Annotated in this window: 17 protein-coding genes; 16 read left to right on the top strand and 1 reads right to left on the bottom strand. The window is 31.1% G+C overall.

What is annotated here, in order from left to right; translation table 11 throughout:
* Positions 1-42: 42 nt before the first annotated feature.
* From ACFVR2_RS15605 to ACFVR2_RS15530, 16 genes are all read left to right on the top strand, one after another.
* Positions 43-1512 (top strand): oligosaccharide flippase family protein, encoded by a 1470-nt coding sequence (locus ACFVR2_RS15605; RefSeq protein ID WP_387363365.1) that lies wholly within the window; start codon positions 43-45, stop codon positions 1510-1512.
* Positions 1513-1768: 256 nt separating this feature from the next.
* Positions 1769-2323: a DapH/DapD/GlmU-related protein gene (locus ACFVR2_RS15600; protein ID WP_387363362.1), complete on the top strand. Its 555-nt coding sequence runs from the start codon at positions 1769-1771 to the stop codon at positions 2321-2323.
* Positions 2324-2549: 226 nt separating this feature from the next.
* The gene (gene wecB / locus ACFVR2_RS15595) at positions 2550-3644 is read left to right on the top strand and encodes a non-hydrolyzing UDP-N-acetylglucosamine 2-epimerase (RefSeq protein WP_387363878.1); all 1095 of its coding nucleotides are present in this window, start codon (positions 2550-2552) and stop codon (positions 3642-3644) included.
* A 236-nt stretch (positions 3645-3880) separates the two neighbouring features.
* Positions 3881-4759: a glucose-1-phosphate thymidylyltransferase RfbA gene (gene rfbA, locus ACFVR2_RS15590; RefSeq protein ID WP_387363359.1), complete on the top strand. Its 879-nt coding sequence runs from the start codon at positions 3881-3883 to the stop codon at positions 4757-4759.
* A 28-nt stretch (positions 4760-4787) separates the two neighbouring features.
* A complete protein-coding gene (rfbC, locus tag ACFVR2_RS15585; protein ID WP_387363356.1) occupies positions 4788-5348 on the top strand; it encodes a dTDP-4-dehydrorhamnose 3,5-epimerase in 561 nt (186 codons plus the stop codon).
* Positions 5349-5352: 4 nt separating this feature from the next.
* Positions 5353-6216 (top strand): dTDP-4-dehydrorhamnose reductase, encoded by an 864-nt coding sequence (rfbD, locus tag ACFVR2_RS15580; protein ID WP_387363353.1) that lies wholly within the window; start codon positions 5353-5355, stop codon positions 6214-6216.
* Entirely contained in the window at positions 6209-7234 is a 1026-nt protein-coding gene (rfbB, locus tag ACFVR2_RS15575) for a dTDP-glucose 4,6-dehydratase (RefSeq protein WP_387363350.1), read from the top strand. The genes rfbD (ACFVR2_RS15580) and rfbB (ACFVR2_RS15575) overlap by 8 nt, the downstream gene beginning before the upstream one ends.
* Positions 7235-7469: 235 nt before the next feature.
* The gene (locus ACFVR2_RS15570) at positions 7470-9200 is read left to right on the top strand and encodes a phospho-sugar mutase (protein WP_387363347.1); all 1731 of its coding nucleotides are present in this window, start codon (positions 7470-7472) and stop codon (positions 9198-9200) included.
* Positions 9201-9315: 115 nt separating this feature from the next.
* On the top strand, positions 9316-10317 hold the full coding sequence (gene galE, locus ACFVR2_RS15565) for a UDP-glucose 4-epimerase GalE (RefSeq protein ID WP_387363344.1): 1002 nt from the start codon (positions 9316-9318) through the stop codon (positions 10315-10317).
* 136 nt (positions 10318-10453) lie between these two features.
* A complete protein-coding gene (gene tagU, locus ACFVR2_RS15560; RefSeq protein ID WP_387363341.1) occupies positions 10454-11407 on the top strand; it encodes a polyisoprenyl-teichoic acid--peptidoglycan teichoic acid transferase TagU in 954 nt (317 codons plus the stop codon).
* A 209-nt stretch (positions 11408-11616) separates the two neighbouring features.
* Positions 11617-12495, top strand: coding sequence for a glucose-1-phosphate thymidylyltransferase RfbA (gene rfbA, locus ACFVR2_RS15555; protein WP_387363875.1), 879 nt, complete (start codon positions 11617-11619; stop codon positions 12493-12495).
* Between the two features lie 18 nt (positions 12496-12513).
* A complete protein-coding gene (gene rfbC, locus ACFVR2_RS15550) occupies positions 12514-13074 on the top strand; it encodes a dTDP-4-dehydrorhamnose 3,5-epimerase (protein ID WP_387363338.1) in 561 nt (186 codons plus the stop codon).
* Between the two features lie 5 nt (positions 13075-13079).
* Entirely contained in the window at positions 13080-13940 is an 861-nt protein-coding gene (gene rfbD, locus ACFVR2_RS15545) for a dTDP-4-dehydrorhamnose reductase (RefSeq protein ID WP_387363335.1), read from the top strand.
* Between the two features lie 3 nt (positions 13941-13943).
* Complete coding sequence (rfbB, locus tag ACFVR2_RS15540) at positions 13944-14954, top strand: dTDP-glucose 4,6-dehydratase (RefSeq protein ID WP_387363332.1); 1011 nt, start codon at positions 13944-13946, stop codon at positions 14952-14954.
* Between the two features lie 492 nt (positions 14955-15446).
* Positions 15447-16583: a glycosyltransferase family 2 protein gene (locus ACFVR2_RS15535; RefSeq protein ID WP_387363329.1), complete on the top strand. Its 1137-nt coding sequence runs from the start codon at positions 15447-15449 to the stop codon at positions 16581-16583.
* A 1-nt stretch (position 16584) separates the two neighbouring features.
* A complete protein-coding gene (locus tag ACFVR2_RS15530) occupies positions 16585-18765 on the top strand; it encodes a CDP-glycerol glycerophosphotransferase family protein (RefSeq protein WP_387363326.1) in 2181 nt (726 codons plus the stop codon).
* A gap of 35 nt (positions 18766-18800) precedes the next feature.
* On the opposite strand, the gene ACFVR2_RS15525 is transcribed toward ACFVR2_RS15530, so the two are convergent.
* On the bottom strand, positions 18801-20288 hold the full coding sequence (locus tag ACFVR2_RS15525; RefSeq protein WP_387363323.1) for a DUF6270 domain-containing protein: 1488 nt from the start codon (positions 20286-20288) through the stop codon (positions 18801-18803).
* Positions 20289-20620 lie beyond the last annotated feature (332 nt).

Raw genomic sequence — 20620 nt, 5'->3', positions numbered from 1 at the left:
AATTATTATTATTTTGAATTTCAAGAATAGGAGATCATATAAATGGGAAAGCTCGCATCTAATTATTTATTTAATGTTCTTTACCAGTTCCTAGTGATGGCTCTTCCCTTAATCTCTACTCCTTATGTAGCAAGAGTTTTAAACCCTGAAGGATTAGGTGTAAGCTCATATTCAACCTCAGTTGTTCAGGTTTTTGTGTTTTTTTCAATATTAGGAATTCAAGTATACGGTAATAGGCAAATTGCATCAATAAAACATAAAGGATTAATTGAACTTTCAAAGGAATTTTGGTCTATTTATTCTGTCCAGTTTTTAAGTTCAATGCTAACTGTTATATCGTATCTATTAATTATTAACAATTTTGTAGAAGTGAACAAAAAAATTTTTTACATCCAATCTATTGTACTAATAGGTTCGTTATTGGATATCTCTTGGTTATTTATTGGGTTAGAGGAATTAAAAAAAATTGTATTAAGAAATACAGTTGTAAAAATTGTATCGCTTCTTTTGATATTTATTTGTGTTAAGCAACCTGAGGATTTATACTTATATATTTTGATAAATGTATTTGGAAATTTAATAGGTCAGGTGGTAATGTGGTTACAAGTTCCAAAATATATAAAACTTACTTCAATTAATACAGATAAGATTAAAACTCATATTAAGCCTATTTTCTCTCTTTTTTTACCCCTTTTATTTGTTCAAATATACAGTGTATATAATAAAGTACTACTTGGAGCTCTAGTTAGTAACAAGGATGTTGGTTATTATGACCAAGCATTAAAAATTATTCAGTTAACTTTAGCCATTGTTACATCTCTAACTTCAGTTATGCTTCCAAGAATTTCATCCGAATTTGCAAAGGGTAATTTAGATAATGTTAATTATTATGTAAATAATATTTTAAGATTTGTGCTTTTTTTAACAATACCTATGTGTATTGGATTAATTTCGATTTCTCCAAAATTAATCCCTTGGTTTTTGGGTCCAGGTTATTCAGAAGTAATAAATCTTTTAATGCTTATGAGTCCAATAATAATTTTTATTGGTTGTGCAAATGTTTTTGCAATGCAAATATTAATTCCTACACATCAACAAGGTAAATATACTATTTCAGTCGCTATAGCAGGAACTCTAAGTCTAATAACAAATATAATTTTGGTAAAGCCTTTTGGCAATATAGGAACAGGTATTGCTATCCTTGTAGCAGAAGGAGTAGGTGCTTTTATTCAAGCATTGTTTGTTAAAAATTATTTTGATTTTAGATTAGTTATTACGTATTCATACAAGTATATATTATCTGCATCGTTAGTTGGTGGTATTTCTTTTAGTATAGGGGAATTAGTCAATACTGGTGGGATATTTATTACATTAACTCAAATTTTTGTTTCTATAATTGTTTATTTATCTATTTTACTATTATTAAAAGATGATTTGATATTAACGTTATTTGGCAAGGTTACAAAGTTTGTAGTTGATTTAAAAATAAAAAAATTTAAGTCCAACATATAATCTAAGATGCCGATTATTTTTTGAAATTGATTTGACAGAGGATAATTCCACTAAGAGGAAATTATGATTAATTAAAATTGATAATAATAAACAAAAACTAGTGAATTATAGGTATTCAGATAATAGTTACAATACCTGAAAATCGGATAAGAAAATTCTATAAAGTATAAGAAGTATTTTCTAGATTAGTTACAAGTGAATTTTGTAGAATGACATAAAAAATTATTAAATTTTTAAGTTGGGAGAAGATTGAGAATTGCTATCCAAAATTAAGTCATTTATTAGATCTAAATTTAGAGGAGATGTCTCTACCGAATTTCTAATTAAGAAAGGGTTAAAAGTTGGGAAGAATTTTAAAAGACTAGACCGTTGTATCATCGATTACTCCCATTGCTGGCTGATAACAATTGGAGACAATGTTACATTTGCTCCGCGTGTTCATATTCTAGCTCATGATGCTAGTACTAAATCTCACTTAAATTACACGAAAATCGGTTTAGTTAATATTGGAAATAATGTATTTATTGGAGCTAATTCAACAGTCCTTCCCAATGTTAATATTGGAAATAATGTTATCATAGGTGCTGGAAGCGTAGTTACAAAAGATATTCCTGATAATTCATTAGCAGTAGGTAATCCTGCTAGAGTAATAGGTAAAACATCTGATTATATAGATAAAAACAGGATGAAGCTACAAAATATGCATGTATTTGATGAAAAGTGGACAGAAAGAGGTAAAATTACAGAAGAACAGAAATTTGAAATGATAAAACGATTAAAAGATTCAGGTGGTATAGGATTTGTAGAGTAAATATTATACTAATATTCCTAATGCTTATTATCCTATTTCTTTACCGGAATTTATGATACAAGAAAAATATTCTAGTTTTTTTATATTTAAAGATTTATATCCTCAAATACGAGAAATATACTTCTACAATTAAAGTAAAACTAATTTAGCTAGTTTAATGGATAATTATATACTTTAAATATACCTATTTAGTTTGAAAGGGGAATGAATTTTGAAAGTTAAGGTAATGACAATTTTCGGTACAAGACCGGAGGCAATTAAAATGGCTCCACTCGTACTTGAACTAGCTAAATATCCAGACCAAATAAAATCGATAGTGACAGTTACGGCACAACATCGTCAAATGCTTGACCAAGTACTTGAGATTTTTGAAATCACTCCCGATTACGACTTAAATATAATGAAGGAAAGACAGACTCTAGTTGATGTCACAACTCGTGGTTTAGAAGGTTTAAATAAGGTTATGCAAGAAGTGAAGCCAGATGTTGTTTTAGTGCATGGTGATACTACAACGACATTTATTGCTAGTCTAGCAGCTTTCTATAATCAAATTGCAATTGGTCACGTTGAAGCTGGTCTACGTACATGGGATAAATACTCACCATACCCGGAAGAAATGAATCGTCAAATGACAGGTGTAATGGCTGATTTGCATTTCTCACCTACGTCGAAATCAGCGCAAAATTTACTTGAGGAAAATAAAAAAGAAGAGACCATCTATATTACAGGAAATACAGCAATAGATGCATTAAAGACGACAGTAAAAGAAAAATATAATCATCCAGTATTAGAGTCAATTGGAAATGATCGTTTAGTATTAGTGACAGCTCATCGTCGCGAAAATATTGGGGAACCGATGCGCAATATGTTTAAAGCAATTAAGCGTCTAGTTGAAAAGCATCATGATATTCAAGTAGTTTATCCTGTACATATGAATCCGCTTGTACATGAAATCGCAAATGAAATCTTGGGAAATGATAATCGAATTCAACTAATTGAACCATTAGATGTCATTGATTTCCATAATTTTGCAGCAAGATCACATTTAATCTTAACAGATTCAGGTGGTGTACAAGAGGAAGCGCCTTCCCTTGGTGTTCCAGTACTTGTATTGCGTGATACAACTGAGCGCCCCGAAGGTATTGAGGCGGGTACATTAAAGCTTGCAGGTACAAATGAGAAAGTCATTTTTGAATTAGCTGACGAGCTTCTTACAGATGACGAAGCACATGCAAAAATGGCAAAAGCTTCAAATCCTTATGGTGACGGAGAGGCTTCTAGGAGAATAGTAGAAGCGATTATTAAGCATTTTAATAAATGATACGAAATCTATATTATTAATTATTACAAGGAAACACTGTTAAAGGTATATATTTAACAGTGTTTTTTTATTTTGTCAATGTGAAATAAAAAGAATTAGTTAATTATTCAGATTACTATTATATGAGAAATAGCTAGATATAATTCGAAGCTTTATAACGGATACTAATAGAATATAAGATGAAAATTTTAATATACTACAAATTTACTTAGTCATAGTTTTAGGAGGAAATAACATTGAAAGGAATTATCCTTGCAGGCGGCAGTGGTACGCGTCTTTATCCATTAACAATGGTTACAAGTAAACAATTATTACCTGTTTATGATAAACCAATGATATATTACCCACTATCTACTTTAATGCTAGCGGGTATTAAAGAGATTTTAATTATTTCAACACCAGAAGATTTACCTCGCTTTGAAGCTTTATTAGGTAATGGTTCTCAATTTGGAATTTCTTTGCAATATAAAGTTCAACCTAGTCCAGATGGATTAGCTCAAGCATTTATTATTGGTGAGGAATTTATTGGAAAAGATTCTGTTGCAATGATTTTAGGCGACAATATTTATTACGGTAGTGGCATGCGTAAAATTTTAAAGAATGCGGCTTCAAAAGAAACAGGTGCAACAGTATTTGGCTATCATGTTCAGGATCCTGAGCGCTTTGGCGTTGTCGAGTTTGACGAAAACGGAAAAGTTTTAAGCGTTGAAGAAAAGCCTGCAGTACCGAAATCAAATTATGCGATTACTGGATTATATTTTTTCGATAATCGAGTTGTAGAAATTGCGAAGAATGTAAAACCATCGCATCGTGGAGAATTAGAAATTACAGCAGTTAATGAAGCTTACTTAAATATGGGCGAATTAGATGTTGAACTATTAGGTCGTGGATATACATGGTTAGATACAGGAACTCATACAAGTTTAGTTTCTGCTACTAACTTTGTTAAAACGGTTGAAGAGCATCAAGGGATCAAAATTTCTGCTCCTGAAGAAATTGCTTATATTAATGGATGGATTAATAAAGAAAAGCTAATTGAATCAAGTGAACTTTTAAGCAAAACGAGCTACGGTAAATATTTACTAAAAGTTGCAAATGGTGAGATTAAATATTAAATAATACGTTTCGAGGTGTCATTTTAAAATGAAAATTACTGAAACCTTTTTAGAAGGTGTTGTGGTGATTGAACCAATTGCCTTTGGTGATCATCGTGGTTGGTTTATGGAAACATACAGTGACTCAAAGATGAAGGAATATGGACTAGATTTACATTTCGTTCAAGATAATCAATCTTTTTCTTCAGCGAAAGGTACTTTACGTGGATTACATTATCAATTAGATCCAAAAGCGCAAACTAAATTAGTTCGCTGTACACGTGGTTCTATTTTTGATGTAGCGGTTGATATTCGTAAAGGCAGTCCTACTTTTGGGAAATGGTTTGGGGTCGAACTTTCTGCTGAAAATAAAAAGCAATTATTAGTACCAAAAGGGTTCGCGCATGGTTTTATGACATTAACTGATGATGTAGAAGTGCAATATAAAGTAGACGAGCTTTATGCTCCTGAATGTGACAGAGGAATTCGATGGAATGACCCTGAAATCAATGTGGAATGGCCAATGGATGTTACTCCTGTATTATCAGGAAAAGACGAAGCTGCACCATTATTAAATGATGCTGAAAATAACTTTACTTACGGGGAGTAATTAAATGAAGATTTTAGTAACAGGCTATAGTGGACAGTTAGGCTATGATGTTGTACGCGAATGCAAAATTCATAGTTTTGATGTGAAGGGTGTCGGTCGTAATGAACTTGATATTACGGAGAAAGATGCTGTTTTTTCTTTAGTAGATTCATTTAAACCAGATGCAATCATTCACTGCGCTGCCTACACGGCTGTTGATAAAGCTGAAGATGATCAAGAGAATTGCTGGAACGTGAATGTTGAGGGTACTAGAAATTTAGCTGAAGCTGCAAAGAAACAAAATGCAAAATACGTATACATTAGTACGGATTATGTATTTGAAGGTAAAGGTGAAATGCCGTTTAATGAAGATGATCAAGCAAATCCAGTCGGCTATTACGGTCTTACGAAGTATGAAGGAGAAAAACTTGTCCAATCGATCATCGACAATCATTTCATCGTTCGTATTTCTTGGGTATTCGGAATTAATGGTAATAACTTTATTAAAACAATGCTACGTCTATCAGAAACTAGAAACGAACTAAATGTAGTAGGAGATCAAATTGGTTCACCAACTTATACATTTGATTTAGCCAAACTATTAGTAGAATTAGTTCAATCAGAAAAATACGGAACATATCATGCAACGAATGAAGAGTTTACTAGTTGGGCAGAATTTGCGAAAGAAATATTCAAGCAAGCGGGGAAAGATGTAGTAGTACATTCAATCTCTACTGAAGAATATCCAACTCGTGCAGTACGACCAAAAAATTCTAGACTATTAAAACAAAAGCTAGTAGAGAATGGATTTAAACCATTACCTTCATGGCAAGACGCGTTAGGCAGATATTTAGTTCAATTAAACCAAGAGGTGAATTCAGGTGAGTAAAATGAAAGTAGCTGTTACAGGTGGTGCCGGGTTCATCGGTGGTAACTTTGTACAATATATGGTAAATAAATATCCTTCATATGATATTTACAATCTAGATGTTTTAACATATGCAGGTGATTTAACGAAGCATAAAGAAATCGAAAACAATGAAAACTATCATTTTGTAAAAGTTGATATTTCGAATCGTGAAGAAATTGTTGAGTTATTTAATAAGGAAAAATTTGAATATGTCGTGCATTTTGCAGCGGAAAGTCATGTTGACCGTTCAATTACTGAGCCTGAAATATTCGTGAAAACAAATGTTTTAGGAACTCAAGTTTTATTAGAAGCTTCTAAAGCAATTAATGTTAAGAAATTTGTTCACGTTTCTACAGACGAAGTGTATGGTGAATTAGATTTTGATCCAACAACATTCTTTACAGAAGATACGCCATTACAGCCGAATAGTCCGTACTCAGCTAGTAAAGCATCATCTGATTTATTAGTACGTGCATATCATGAAACATTCAAGTTACCAATGAATATTACTCGTTGTTCAAATAACTATGGACCGTACCACTTCCCGGAGAAGTTAATTCCATTAACAATTTCACGAGTTTTAAATGATCAAAAGGTTCCTGTTTATGGCACTGGTGAAAATATTCGTGACTGGTTACATGTACTTGATCACTGCTCTGCAATTGATTTAGTATTGCATGAAGGAGAAAACGGTGAAGTATACAATGTAGGTGGGCATAACGAACGTACTAACTTAGAGGTTGTAAAAACAATCATTTCTACTTTAGGCAAATCTGAAGACTTAATAGAGTTTGTCCAAGATCGTTTAGGTCATGATAAACGATATGCAATCGATCCAACTAAGTTAGAAAAACTAGGATGGAAGCCTACATATAATTTTGATACTGGTATTGCACAAACTGTTCAATGGTATATAGATAACAAGGAATGGTGGGAAACAATCATATCAGGTAATTATAAACAATATTTTGAAAAACAATATGGAGTAAATAATTAAGTTACAAAAATATTATTCTATTTTTGAAGGCTCGCCCTTACTATTTTTAGTAAGGGCGAGCTTTATTATAGATATGAAAGCTATGTTTATAGAAGGAATGAAGAATCTTCACATGTTTTTATATCACTGGTCACTTTAAAATAAAGCTTATTAAGAATAATTTTGGAAAGTTAATATTCTTATAATTAAGATTTCCATGTTTTGAAGTAAATATCCTAAATGAGGTAATTTAAAAATGAATTATAAGAATCAATTCAAAAAATGGTACAACTATCCAACACTAGATACTGAATTAAAAACAATACTAGAACAAATGAAACCAAACGAAAAACTAATAGAAGACAGCTTCTACAAAAACCTAGAATTCGGTACAGGCGGAATGCGGGGAGAACTAGGCGCTGGAACAAACCGACTTAACATATACACAGTAAGAAAAGCATCAGAAGGGTTAGCACGCTTCATAGAGAACCAAGGCGAAGAAGCAAAAAATCAAGGTGTAGTAATTGCATACGATTCCCGTCACAAATCACCTGAATTTGCAATGGAAGCCGCAACAACTCTTGGTGCACATGGTATTAAAACATATGTATTCGAAAGCTTACGTCCTACTCCAGTTTTATCATTCGCTGTTCGTTATCTAGGTGCATTTAGTGGAATCGTATTAACAGCAAGTCATAACCCACCAGAATATAACGGATACAAAGTATATGGACCCGATGGTGGTCAACTTCCTCCTGCAGAAGCAGATGCATTAACTAGCTTCGTAGATCAGGTTGAGGAGGAATTATCAGTAAAAGTAGCTTCAAAAGAAGATCTACTAGCCAATGGTTTACTTGAAATGATTGGCGAAAAAGTAGACTCAGCTTATTTAGAAGAGTTAAAAACAGTTGTTGTGAATGCTGATATTGTAGAAAAGCATGCGAAGGATTTAAATATTGTTTTCTCACCTTTACACGGGACATCTAATATTCCTGTTCGTAATGGATTAAGTATGTTAGGTTACACGAATGTAACTGTCGTCAAAGAGCAGGAACTTCCAGATCCAAACTTTACAACTGTAAAATCTCCGAATCCAGAAGAACACGCGGCATTCGAACTTAGTATTCAGTACGGTGAGCAAGTAAATGCAGATGTATTAATTACAACTGATCCTGATGCAGACCGTTTAGGTGTTGCTGTGCGTAACGCTGAAGGTGAGTTTAGTATTTTAACAGGTAATCAAACTGGTGCATTAATGCTTGATTATTTATTGTCTCAAAAGAAATCACTTGGAACTTTACCTGAAAATGGTGTAGTTTTAAAAACAATCGTTACATCTGAAATTGGACGAGTGATTGCACAAAACTATGGTATTGATACGATTGATACGCTTACTGGCTTTAAGTTTATTGGTGAGAAAATTAAAGAATATGAACAAACAGGTGAATATAAGTTCCAATTTGGCTATGAAGAAAGCTATGGTTATTTAATTCGTGATTTTGTAAGAGATAAAGATGCAGTTCAATCAGTTATTTTAGCTTGTGAAGTAGCTGCATTTTATAAATCTCAAGGAAAAACATTATATGATGGATTACTAGAAATCTTTGAAAAGTACGGTTACTTTAAAGAAGATTTAGTATCTATGACATTAAAAGGAAAAGACGGAGCTGAGCAAATTCAACAAATGATGAATGAGTTCCGTATGAATCCACCGCAAGAGTTTGCTAGTCTTGAAGTAGCAGTAATTGAAGACTATAAGGAAAGTACTAAAACAAATCTTGAAGATGAAACGACTGTTGAAATTAATCTACCAAAGTCGAATGTATTAAAATACATTCTATCTGATGAATCATGGTGCGCATTACGACCATCAGGTACTGAGCCGAAAATTAAATTCTATTTCGGAGTAAAGGGAAATTCATTAACAAATAGCGTAGAAAAATTAGAAGCAATTAAAAAAGATTTATTAAGTCGTTTTGATAAGTAAGAAAATTGATGCACAGGAGAATCTAAAATGAAGATCCTGTGCTTTTTTTATTTTGTGAAATATAGAGGCTAGGTCTACACTATATTATAGAAGAAACTAAAAAGGAGAGATTTTCATGATTCTAGTCGTTGGCGGAGCAGGATACATAGGTAGTCATACAGTTAAAGAATTAGTCGAGCAAAATTATGAAGTAGTAGTTTTAGATAATCTAACAACTGGTCATCGTGATGCAGTAGATGAGCGAGCAAACTTTGTTGAAGGTGATTTAGGGGATGCAACTATTTTAGAAACTGTTTTCTCAACTTATAATATTGATGCTGTAATGCACTTTGCTGCTTATAGTTTAGTAGGGGAATCAGTTACAAATCCTTTAAAATATTATCAAAATAATGTTGGTGCGACATTAACATTACTAGACAATATGATAAAGTTTGACGTAAAGAAATTTATCTTCTCTTCAACTGCAGCAACATATGGTATTCCCGAAGTTGATATCATTACAGAAGAAACAGTAACGAATCCAATCAATCCATATGGTCAATCAAAATTAATGATAGAAAAAATCTTAGCTGACTTTCATAAAGCATATGGTTTAGGCTATGTTGTTTTACGTTACTTCAATGTAGCTGGAGCACATGCTACGGGATTAATTGGAGAGGATCACACTCCTGAAACACATTTAATTCCACTTGTACTACAGCATTTACTTGGTCAACGTGAGTCAATCAGTGTATTTGGAAGTAATTACCCAACTCCAGATGGCACATGTATTCGTGATTATATCCATATTACTGACTTGGCATCGGCACATATTTTAGGTTTAGCAAGTTTACTAGAAAATGGTGACCTTAATAAGACGTACAATCTAGGAAATGGAAAAGGATTTTCTGTAAAAGAGATTATTCAAACATGTGAACGAGTTACAGATAGAAATGCAAATGTTATCGTTACTGAACGCCGTGAAGGTGACCCTGCTCAATTAATAGCTTCATCACAAAAAATCTATGAGGAATTAGGCTGGGAGACGAAATATTCTTTGGAGCAAATAATCGAAACAGCCTGGAATTGGCATCAAAAGAATCCAAATGGATATCCAAAACAATATATTATGAACTGAAGTTAACACGACCTTTTGGAGGTTATGTTTTTCATTTTTCAAATAATTAACAAATAAAAAATAGGCAAATGCATATCTAATCAAGTAAGATTAAAGTAAGTTAATAAATTAAATTCCTAATTAAAGGAGAAAAATCTTGTCCAGATCAGAAAAACCCTCATCAAAAAAAATGTCCACAACAAAAAAAGTACTATTAATCCTAGTTAGTGTAATAGTCCTAATCGGTCTAGGAATAGGCGGTTATGCATATTCAATTTACCACAATGTAAATAAAACAACAGACGCAATCTATAAAGACATAAAGAAAACAGATAAACGAAAAGAAGAAGTAAATGTTGAAAAGAAAGAACCTTTCTCTATTTTACTATTAGGGGTTGATCATCGTCCTGGTGATAAAGGTCGTTCGGATTCAATGATTGTGATGACGGTTAATCCGAATACACATACAACAAAAATGGTAAGTATTCCACGTGATACAAGAACAGAAATTGTTGGAAAAGGTAAAGAAGATAAAATTAACCATGCATATGCGTTTGGTGGAATTCAAATGTCAGTTGATACTGTTGAAAACTTCTTGAACATTCCTATCGATTATTATCTTGAAGTTAATATGGAAGGCTTTAAAGATATCGTTGAAGCAGTAGGTGGAGTTGATGTGAATAATGACTTAGACTTTACTTATGATGGTGTTCACTTTACGAAGGGACCACTTCATTTAAATGGTGTAGATGCCTTAAAGTTCTCTCGCATGCGTAAGTTAGATCCTCGTGGTGACTTTGGTCGAGAGCTTCGACAAAGAGAAATTCTTGAAGCGGTTATTAAAAAGGGAGCTTCAATTTCTTCTTTAACAAACTATCAATCGATTTTACAAGCAATCCAAAAGAACGTTGTGACAAATATTACTTTGGGTGATATGGTTTCGATTCAAAAGGATTACCGTGAGGCTGCGCAGAATATTAGTAAAACCCAAGTTAAAGGTGAAGGCAAGATGATTGATAAAATTTATTATTTTATTGTATCCAAACAAGAAAAAGATAGTATATCGAATGATCTTCGCCAGCATTTAGAACTACCTGCGGAAACAAAATAACATCTAAATCTTTGATGAAATATTTTTTAGGAACCACCGTTAAAAGTTATCTTTTTAACGGTGGTTCTTTTTTTATGTCTTTCTTACCTCCACTTAGATTTCAACTGAATTCGCCATTCATTCAAATCCCCTAAGAATTTAACCTACACATCCCTTTAACCATCATCATAATAATATATATATTCCTAAATGTTTAGGAGGTCTTTGCGATAAAAGGAATTATACTTGCAGGTGGTAGTGGTACTCGACTTTATCCATTAACGATGGTGACTAGTAAGCAGCTATTGCCTGTGTATGATAAACCAATGATTTATTATCCATTATCTACTATAATGCTTGCGGGTATTAGAGAGATTTTAATTATATCGACTCCAGAGGATCTGCCTCGTTTTGAGGCTTTATTAGGTGATGGTTCTCAGTTTGGAGTTTCGTTGAAATATAAAGTACAGCCTAGTCCAGATGGGCTGGCTCAAGCGTTTATTATTGGGGAAGAGTTTATAGGAAACGACTCTGTTGCGATGATATTAGGTGACAATATTTATTATGGCAGTGGGTTGCGTAGTATTTTGAAGAAAGCTGCGATGAAGGAAAAAGGTGCAACAGTGTTCGGTTATCATGTTCAGGATCCCGAGCGATTTGGTGTTGTAGAATTTGATGAGTCTGGGAAAGTTTTGAGCATTGAAGAAAAGCCAGTGGCTCCGAAATCAAATTATGCAGTAACGGGATTGTATTTTTACGATAATCGTGTCATTGAAATTGCTAAAAATGTAAAACCATCCAATCGTGGAGAATTGGAGATTACTTCTGTAAATGAAGCTTATTTAAATTTAGGTGAACTAGAAGTGGAGTTACTTGGTCGCGGTTATACGTGGTTAGATACTGGAACGCATGAAAGCTTAGTGTCGGCAACAAATTTTGTCAAAACAATTGAAGAGCATCAAGGGATTAAAATATCTGCTCCAGAAGAGGTCGCTTATATAAACGGTTGGATTGATAAAGAACAATTAGTACGTTTAAGCGAATCGCTTAGTAAAACAAGTTATGGTAACTATTTACGAAAAGTTGCAAATGGTGAGATTAAATATTAGCTTAAGGGGTCATTATCAATGAAAATTACAGAAACTTTTATAAAAGGAATTGTAGTGATTGAGCCAACTGTTTTTGGTGATCATCGTGGTTGGTTTATGGAAACATATAATGATTCTAAAATGAAAGATTTTGGAATGGATTTAAATTTTGTTCAAGATAATCAATCGTTTTCTTCATTGAAGGGAACGTTGCGTGGATTACACTATCAATTGTCTCCAAAAGCACAAATGAAATTAGTCCGTTGTACAAGGGGTTCCATTTTTGATGTGGCTGTCGATATTCGAAAAGGGAGTCCGACATACGGAAAGTGGTTCGGAATTGAGTTAAGTGCAGAAAATAAAAAACAATTATTCATACCAAAAGGATTTGCTCACGGTTTTATGACTTTAACAGATGATGTAGAAGTCCAGTATAAAGTTGATGAGCTATATTCACCTGAATGTGATCGAGGCATTCTTTGGAACGACCCAGTTATTCAGGTGCAATGGCCAATCAATATTTCTCCATTATTATCTGCAAAGGATAAAATCGCACCATTATTAAAGGATGCTGAAAATAATTTTATCTATAAGGAGTAAGATAAATGAAGGTTTTAGTAACTGGTTACGGTGGGCAGTTAGGCTATGATGTCGTTCGGGCTTGTGAACAACAAGGTTTAGTTGTAAAAGGAATCGGACGAAAAGAACTGGATATTACTGAAAGGGAATCTGTTTCTTCTATTATAGATTCATATAAACCAGATGTAATTGTTCACTGTGCTGCCCATACGGCGGTGGATAAAGCTGAAGATGATAAAGAGAATTGCTGGAATGTGAATGTTGAAGGAACGAGATATTTAGTTGAAGCTGCGAAAAAGCATCATTCAAAGTTCATTTATATTAGTACAGACTATATATTTAATGGGAAAGGTGAAAGTCCTTTTAAAGAAGATGACCAACCTGACCCAATCGGTTATTATGGATTAACAAAGTATGAAGGCGAAAAAGTTGTTCAATCATTCATCGAAAACTATTTTATCATTCGTATTTCGTGGGTATTTGGTGTTAATGGGAATAACTTTATTAAAACAATGTTAAGGTTATCAGAAACTAGAAATGAATTAAATATAGTCGGAGATCAAATCGGTTCACCAACCTATACAGTTGATTTGGCTAGATTAATAGTAGATTTAATTAAATCTGATAAATATGGAATCTATCATGCAACAAATGAAGGCTTTACTAGTTGGGCTGATTTTGCAAAAGAAATATTCAAACAAACCGACAGTAAAACTTTAGTAAAATCGATTGCCTCCGAAGACTATCCTACTCGAGCAGCTAGACCGAAAAATTCGAGATTATCAAAACAAAAGCTAGTGGAAAATGGCTTTCAATCCTTACCTACATGGCAAGATGCATTAGCTAGATATTTAGTTCAATTAAATAAAAGAGACGAGGTACAATAAAACATGAAAGTAGCTGTTACAGGCGGTGCCGGGTTTATCGGTGGAAACTTTGTTCAATACATGATAAATAAATACCCGTCCTATACCATATATAATCTGGATGCTTTAACCTATGCAGGTGACTTAACAAAGCATAAAAATATCGAACAAAATGAAAACTATCATTTTATTAAAATTGATATTTCAAACAGTGAAGAAATCATGGCGTTATTTAAAAAAGAAAAGTTCGACTATGTCATCCACTTCGCAGCAGAAAGTCATGTTGATCGCTCAATAGCAGACCCAGGTATATTCGTGACAACAAATGTTTTAGGGACTCAAGTTTTACTGGATGCTTCAAAAGCAATAAACATTAAGAAATTTGTACATGTATCTACAGATGAAGTGTACGGTGATCTAGATTTTGATCCTACAACTTTTTTTACAGAAGATACTCCTCTACAACCAAATAGTCCATACTCTGCAAGTAAAGCCTCATCTGACTTATTAGTTCGTGCATATCATGAAACGTTTGGATTTCCTATGAATATCACACGTTGTTCAAATAATTACGGACCATATCACTTTCCAGAGAAGTTAATTCCATTAACAATTTCTCGTGTATTAAATGATCAAAAGGTTCCTGTTTATGGTACAGGTGAAAATATTCGTGATTGGTTACATGTTCTTGACCATTGCTCAGCAATTGATTTAGTTTTGCATAAAGGAGTAAATGGGGAAGTTTACAATGTAGGTGGGCATAACGAGCGTACAAATTTAGAAGTTGTTAAAACAATCATTTCAACGCTTGGTAAATCTGAAGACTTAATTGAATTCGTTAAAGACCGTTTAGGTCATGATAAGCGTTATGCGATTGATCCTAGTAAACTAGAAAAACTAGGATGGAAGCCAATTTATAATTTTGATACAGGGATTATTCAAACCGTTCAATGGTATGTAGATAATAAGGAATGGTGGGAAACGATTGTTTCTGGTGAGTATAAACAATATTTTGAAAAGCAATACGATAAATAATTAGAAATGAACTTGATGAGGGAATTTCATTAAAATAATAAAAGTAATTTAGACGTTTTCATTTCATTTGAACACGTCTTTTTTAATTTTAGATGTATAGTAATTTAGACTTCTTAACATATGTAATTTATGGGTAATTAAGACTAGAACCAATAACCTAATTAATTCTAAATTTTTTCTAATGTTTTGGCAAATATTCCTAAATAAGACTCTATTAATCATTTTTTAACTATAATGTTACTTACCATTTATAAGTTACATTTTTTTATGTTATAATACATTTTATATTAATAAATGACAATTTCATTACAAAATTGTAAGTTTTTTTTATGCGAAATTTACGATTTTTTTATGTTCAGATATGTTTCTTTAATGTTATGTTTTTCCAGGAAAATATAATGTTGTAGATTACTAGTTATATCATTAAAAACTGATTAGAAAAAAATGCTTATTTTAATGAGAAATTAAATTTTAATTCAAGGAGGACAAGGGATGAATCAACCGTTAATCTCGGTAATTTTACCTATTTATAATGTTGAAAATTATATTCATGAATGCTTAAATTCATTATTAAACCAAACGATTGGTTATGAAAATTTAGAAGTAATTATGGTAAACGATTGCTCTAATGATCGTACCCCTCTAATTATTGATGAATATGCCGCAAAATATGAAAATTTTAAAGCAATTCATTTCACAGAAAATTCTGGTGCTCCAGGTAAACCAAGGAATGTTGGAATAGAGAATGCCACAGGTAAGTATACAATCTTTTTAGACCCGGATGACATTGTACCTGCGGATGCATATGAAAAATTAATTAACGTAATCGAAAATAGTGAGTCTGATTTTGTAATGGGTAAGATGCAAAGTTTTGATGATGAAACTAAACGTAGGCATGAACACGTTACATTTAAGCAATACCAATTACAAAAGAAATACATCGATGTAAATATTGATAATGTTCCATTTTTCTATCAAGTTAAAACAGCAATTATTTTAAAATTAGTTAAAACTGAGTTTTTATTAATAAATAAAATTAATTTTATTGAAGGTATGAAAAATGGTGAAGACAAATATTATGACATTCAGCTATTCTCTAAAGCCAAAAAGTTCAGTTATATTCCTGAAGTAATTTATTTATATCGAGCAAGAAATGATGAGAAAAATTTATCTCTAACTCAAAGAGATATTATTAGTACTGTAGAAAACGATGTAAAATCGGCTTTAATTATTAAGCCTTTACTTACACAAAAAGAATTTAAATATTTTCAAATAAATGTGTTTAGATCTATTTTTTGGAAAATTGGAGATGCAGACTTTAAGAATTTAACAAAGGACCAAAAAGATTATCTTTTTAATTTAATAAAAGATGTAGTGGTAGGATATGATTCAGAAATAACTAAGGAATATATGGAAGTAGAGGAACCAATCATTAGTTTAATTAGCTCTGGTCATATCGAAGAAGCTTTAGATTATAATCATTTATTAATTTCTAGAAGATGGTGGTTTAAAATAAGCAAAGAACTAGAGAAAGAATATAAAAAGTCATCAAAAATAAGAAATAGTAATTTTTGGAAAGTGACAAGTCCATTAAGAAAAGTTATCAGACTTGTGAAGAGGGTGTCGTAAGTTGCAATTTAGCATCATAATTCCATTTGTAAAAGAGGAGATTAATCAAGCTCTTGATTGTATTAATTCAGTTAAGGATCAAAGTATTAAACAAAATCAAATTGAATTAATCCTTTTTAATACAGAAAATGAAGTACTAAATGAAGAAATTGAGAAAATATTAACTCATCAGTTTAATGACCTAAGTGTAATAAACACAAAATTGAAGCCAGAAGACCTAAATGGCAAATATGTCTTTATATATGATCGTAAAATCAATATAAATAAGCATTTATTAGAAGTGTTTTTAAGAATAGCAGATTCAGGTAAATATGATTGCATTTTTCCTACTGAAAATGCAAAGAAATTAGAAGTGACTCCAGTAAATATGAATGATTTTTCGTATTCAGATCTTATGAGTATGAATTTACTGAGAACTGTTACCTTAAAAGACTATCTTGTAAAAAATAAAATTAAAGAGTTCAATTACTTTGAATTAAAGTATTTTCAATTAAAGCAATATTTTACAAATAAAAATATTGGAACGAATGATGTATTAGAGATTAAAAATGCTGAGATTAAAGACGAGTACATTCATAATCAGGTCCACGAAATTAACTATTTGTTTGTAAAAGTAAGGGAAGAATCCGATAAAGTCTTTCAAAAATTTGTATTTGGTATGTTAATTAAGCAAATAATGTTTTTTGTTGATAAAAAGATATTTGTTGATGAATTAGATGAAGGGCTTCAAATTCAATTATTAGAACTATTACAATTGATCATAAAAGAAGTAAATTTACCTGAAACTTTAAAGATTATAAAACTAGAAGGCTATAAAGGATTTTTTGCAATCTTAAACATGAAAAAATATTCCGAAGCTATTAGTTATATGAAGTTGTTCAGGAGTAAGAGATACCAATATCATACGGCAAACAAATATAGCAATTATTTAGAGAAACATCCAGTCGATCCTAGTAAAGACTTAACTTGGAAAATGACGAAACCATTACGTTTAGTAAAACCAGCAATACGCAAAGTAAAAGGACTTATTTTTAAGTATTTATTACTGCTAATTGTATCTTTCTATAGACTTCTATATTTAAATAAAGAGGTTTGGTTAGTATGTGAAAGACCTGATCAAGCTGAAGATAATGGATATTTCTTTTTTAAGTACTGCAGAGAGCAACATCCAAACAGAAAAATCTATTATATAATCGAGAAAAGTTCTCCGCATTATGATAAAGTAGCTAAATTAGGAAATGTTATTCATCACTCTTCCTTTAAACATAAAATTTACACACTATTAGCGGATGTATATGTTAGTGCATGGACATTTAGTGAAAGTGGTTTTCCGAACCCTTCAAAAGATTTCACCTCAAGATTTAGAAAGCAATTAAAGAATAAGTTTCAAGTATGTATCCAGCATGGCGTTATTATTCATAATATTTCTCCGTATTTATCAAAGAAAAAGTATCAACAAAATTTAATTATAGCTAGTTCAGAATTTGAAAAAGAAATTATTATAGAAACTCTAAATTATCCAAACGATGAAGTTGAAGTAACAGGTTTAGCTAGATTTGATAATTTACATGATGCGATTACGAAAAGACAAATATTAATTATGCCAACGTGGAGACGTCATTTATTTAAAATAAATAAAAAACAATTCTCTAATTCGGAATACTTTAAGACGTATAAAAACTTGATATCAAATAAAAATTTTCAAGATTTTATTAGTAAGGAAAATATACAGGTTAAGTTTTATATTCATCATCAGATGCAGCGCTTCTTAGGAAACTTTATTGTAGAACATCCAAACATTGAATTCTTATTAAAAAAAGATGCCAAAGTTTCAGATTTACTAAAAGAATCGAAGTTATTATTAACTGATTACTCATCCGTTTCTAGTGATTTCTTTTATATGAATAAACCAGTAGTATTCTATCAATTTGATCCACATAAAAATCATCATGCACCTACTGAACAAATTAAATATAGCGATCTTGGAATTATTGTTAATAATGAAGAAAAATTACTTGAGGAAATCATTAATATTTCAAATAGAAATTTTACAGCAGATCAACTATATCAACAAAATTCGAGAAGAATATTTAAATATAAAGACAAAAGTAACTCAAAGAGAATATTTGAAGCAATTGAAACATCTCATCACAATTTCAAAATTAATAAGAACGTTAAATAAATCAAAAAGAGGGTAAAATAAATCACCCTCTTTTTTTATTGCGTTAATTTTATTAATTCAGATAGAAAATTCTTATAATAATTTGGTTCAAAATGCAAATGAAAAATACCCCAAGCATGATCTGCAATAGAAATATAGTTTTGTTTTACATTTATTGTTGAAACCTCATAATTTGAAATAACATAGTCATCCAATTGATCCCAAAAGGCATTTAACAATTCGATATCAGTGTCAGAATTAATTTTCTTAATGTTTTGTTCCTCATCGTAGTACATACCAGTAAATCTAGCTTTGTGAAGTATGATTTTACAATTCGGAAGTTCTTTATTAGTAATTTGTAAAAATTTGTCAATCGATTGCTTCCAAAGTGTAAAGTATTCGCTAAGATTAGTGTTCAAATTAAATGTAGTGACTTCGTTTAATTCTCTATAAAATGATGTTTTAGTGATCTTCCAACGATTATTAGTAATATATGAACTATGCGTCTTGAAACAGCCAAAATAAACATCGCCAAAGAAATCAAGAATTAGAGCTTCAGGTTGTTTACTGATTAAATCATTCAAAAAGTTCTTTTCTAAGTCATCGAAAACATCATTTTGCTCATATTGATTTAAGTTGTCAATTTTCTTTGTATTATATGGAATCGGTTTACTCATTAAACTAATGATTGACGATTGGTTTTGATAGCGAAGTAATTCGAAATGATTTTTATAATTTAAGTTAAATTTACTATTAAAATTATCGCGTGTAACACAAGACCCAAACGCGGCGATTTTTAATTTTTTTTCATTGCTTTTAATAAAAATAACGTTCTTATTTAATGAAAGAGAAAAGTTTTTAGTTTGATGATTATATTCATTCTCAGCTAATAAGTTAATTAAAACTTTAATATTTTTGTTTAATGTAATTTGTACATATAGTTCTAAGTCAGTCGATTCAGGATAGCTATTTAATAAATCAAATACATTAAAGGTTGAATACAAAATTTCATTGTTATTTCCACTATGTGTACGAAATGAATGAGTATTAATCGCTAATTCGGTTTTGATTTGATTGAATTGTTTTTGATCAAATACAGAGAGTTGAACAAAATCTTCGTAACACTCTGTTTTAGCTAGATTAAAATGTAATTTATCTTGCGTTAAGTAAAGTGCAATACGGTTATCATTTGTCATATATGTCTTTACATAATAAATGTTTAGTAGTTTTGTGTTCATATAATTAGTTGGAATTTCAGAATTACGATTAATTTCTAATGGTAATAATTCAGCATCTTTAGCTAAATATAAATCAAAAATCTCGACTGGATATAATGTGACACTTCTCAAATCAGAAAAGTTAATATCTACTATATATTGGTTATCAATCTTTTTTATTAAGCTCCGCAATATTTCATTGCTTATTTTAACATGTTTATTTGACCTCTGTTTTACGACTAATGAAGATGCTTCATTTATTTTCCCATTTAGATCCTCTATGTAGAGTCTAATTCCATCATTTAAGTATTCTATTTTTTTTAGCATAAAACAGCCCATCCCATTTAATTAAAATATTTTTTGAATTCGTAAAAAAATTTACGAAACGCTAACAGATATTAACATTAACACAATGATTATAATTATTAAACAAGACAATAGTTTTTTAAATTATTAAATTATTTATCTATGGAACACCGATTGTAGCATTCTCTTTCTATTGGAAAAGAACGTTACAGTTGGGGATTTTTTATATTTTAAAACATTCTGATGCATTACTAATTTGGAAAATCATCTCATTATTTTTTTTACATTTTTTTAACATGGATACTCATTAAGATTCACAAAAAATCGTTAATCTTTAATTAATAAAATTTTCA

The organism is Gottfriedia sp. NPDC057991, from assembly GCF_042886615.1.
Taxonomy (GTDB): Bacteria; Bacillota; Bacilli; order Bacillales; family Bacillaceae_G; genus Gottfriedia.
Note: the sequence above shows the minus strand (reverse complement) of the source record. Positions and strands in the feature narration are given on the sequence as shown.

Coding starts and splice junctions, on each gene's coding strand:
- ACFVR2_RS15605 (WP_387363365.1), top strand. CDS start 43: ATGGGAAAGCTCGCATCTAATTATTTATTTAATGTTCTTTACCAGTTC.
- wecB (WP_387363878.1), top strand. CDS start 2,550: ATGACAATTTTCGGTACAAGACCGGAGGCAATTAAAATGGCTCCACTC.
- rfbC (WP_387363356.1), top strand. CDS start 4,788: ATGAAAATTACTGAAACCTTTTTAGAAGGTGTTGTGGTGATTGAACCA.
- rfbD (WP_387363353.1), top strand. CDS start 5,353: ATGAAGATTTTAGTAACAGGCTATAGTGGACAGTTAGGCTATGATGTT.
- ACFVR2_RS15570 (WP_387363347.1), top strand. CDS start 7,470: ATGAATTATAAGAATCAATTCAAAAAATGGTACAACTATCCAACACTA.
- galE (WP_387363344.1), top strand. CDS start 9,316: ATGATTCTAGTCGTTGGCGGAGCAGGATACATAGGTAGTCATACAGTT.
- rfbC (WP_387363338.1), top strand. CDS start 12,514: ATGAAAATTACAGAAACTTTTATAAAAGGAATTGTAGTGATTGAGCCA.
- rfbD (WP_387363335.1), top strand. CDS start 13,080: ATGAAGGTTTTAGTAACTGGTTACGGTGGGCAGTTAGGCTATGATGTC.
- rfbB (WP_387363332.1), top strand. CDS start 13,944: ATGAAAGTAGCTGTTACAGGCGGTGCCGGGTTTATCGGTGGAAACTTT.
- ACFVR2_RS15535 (WP_387363329.1), top strand. CDS start 15,447: ATGAATCAACCGTTAATCTCGGTAATTTTACCTATTTATAATGTTGAA.
- ACFVR2_RS15525 (WP_387363323.1), bottom strand. CDS start 20,288: ATGCTAAAAAAAATAGAATACTTAAATGATGGAATTAGACTCTACATA.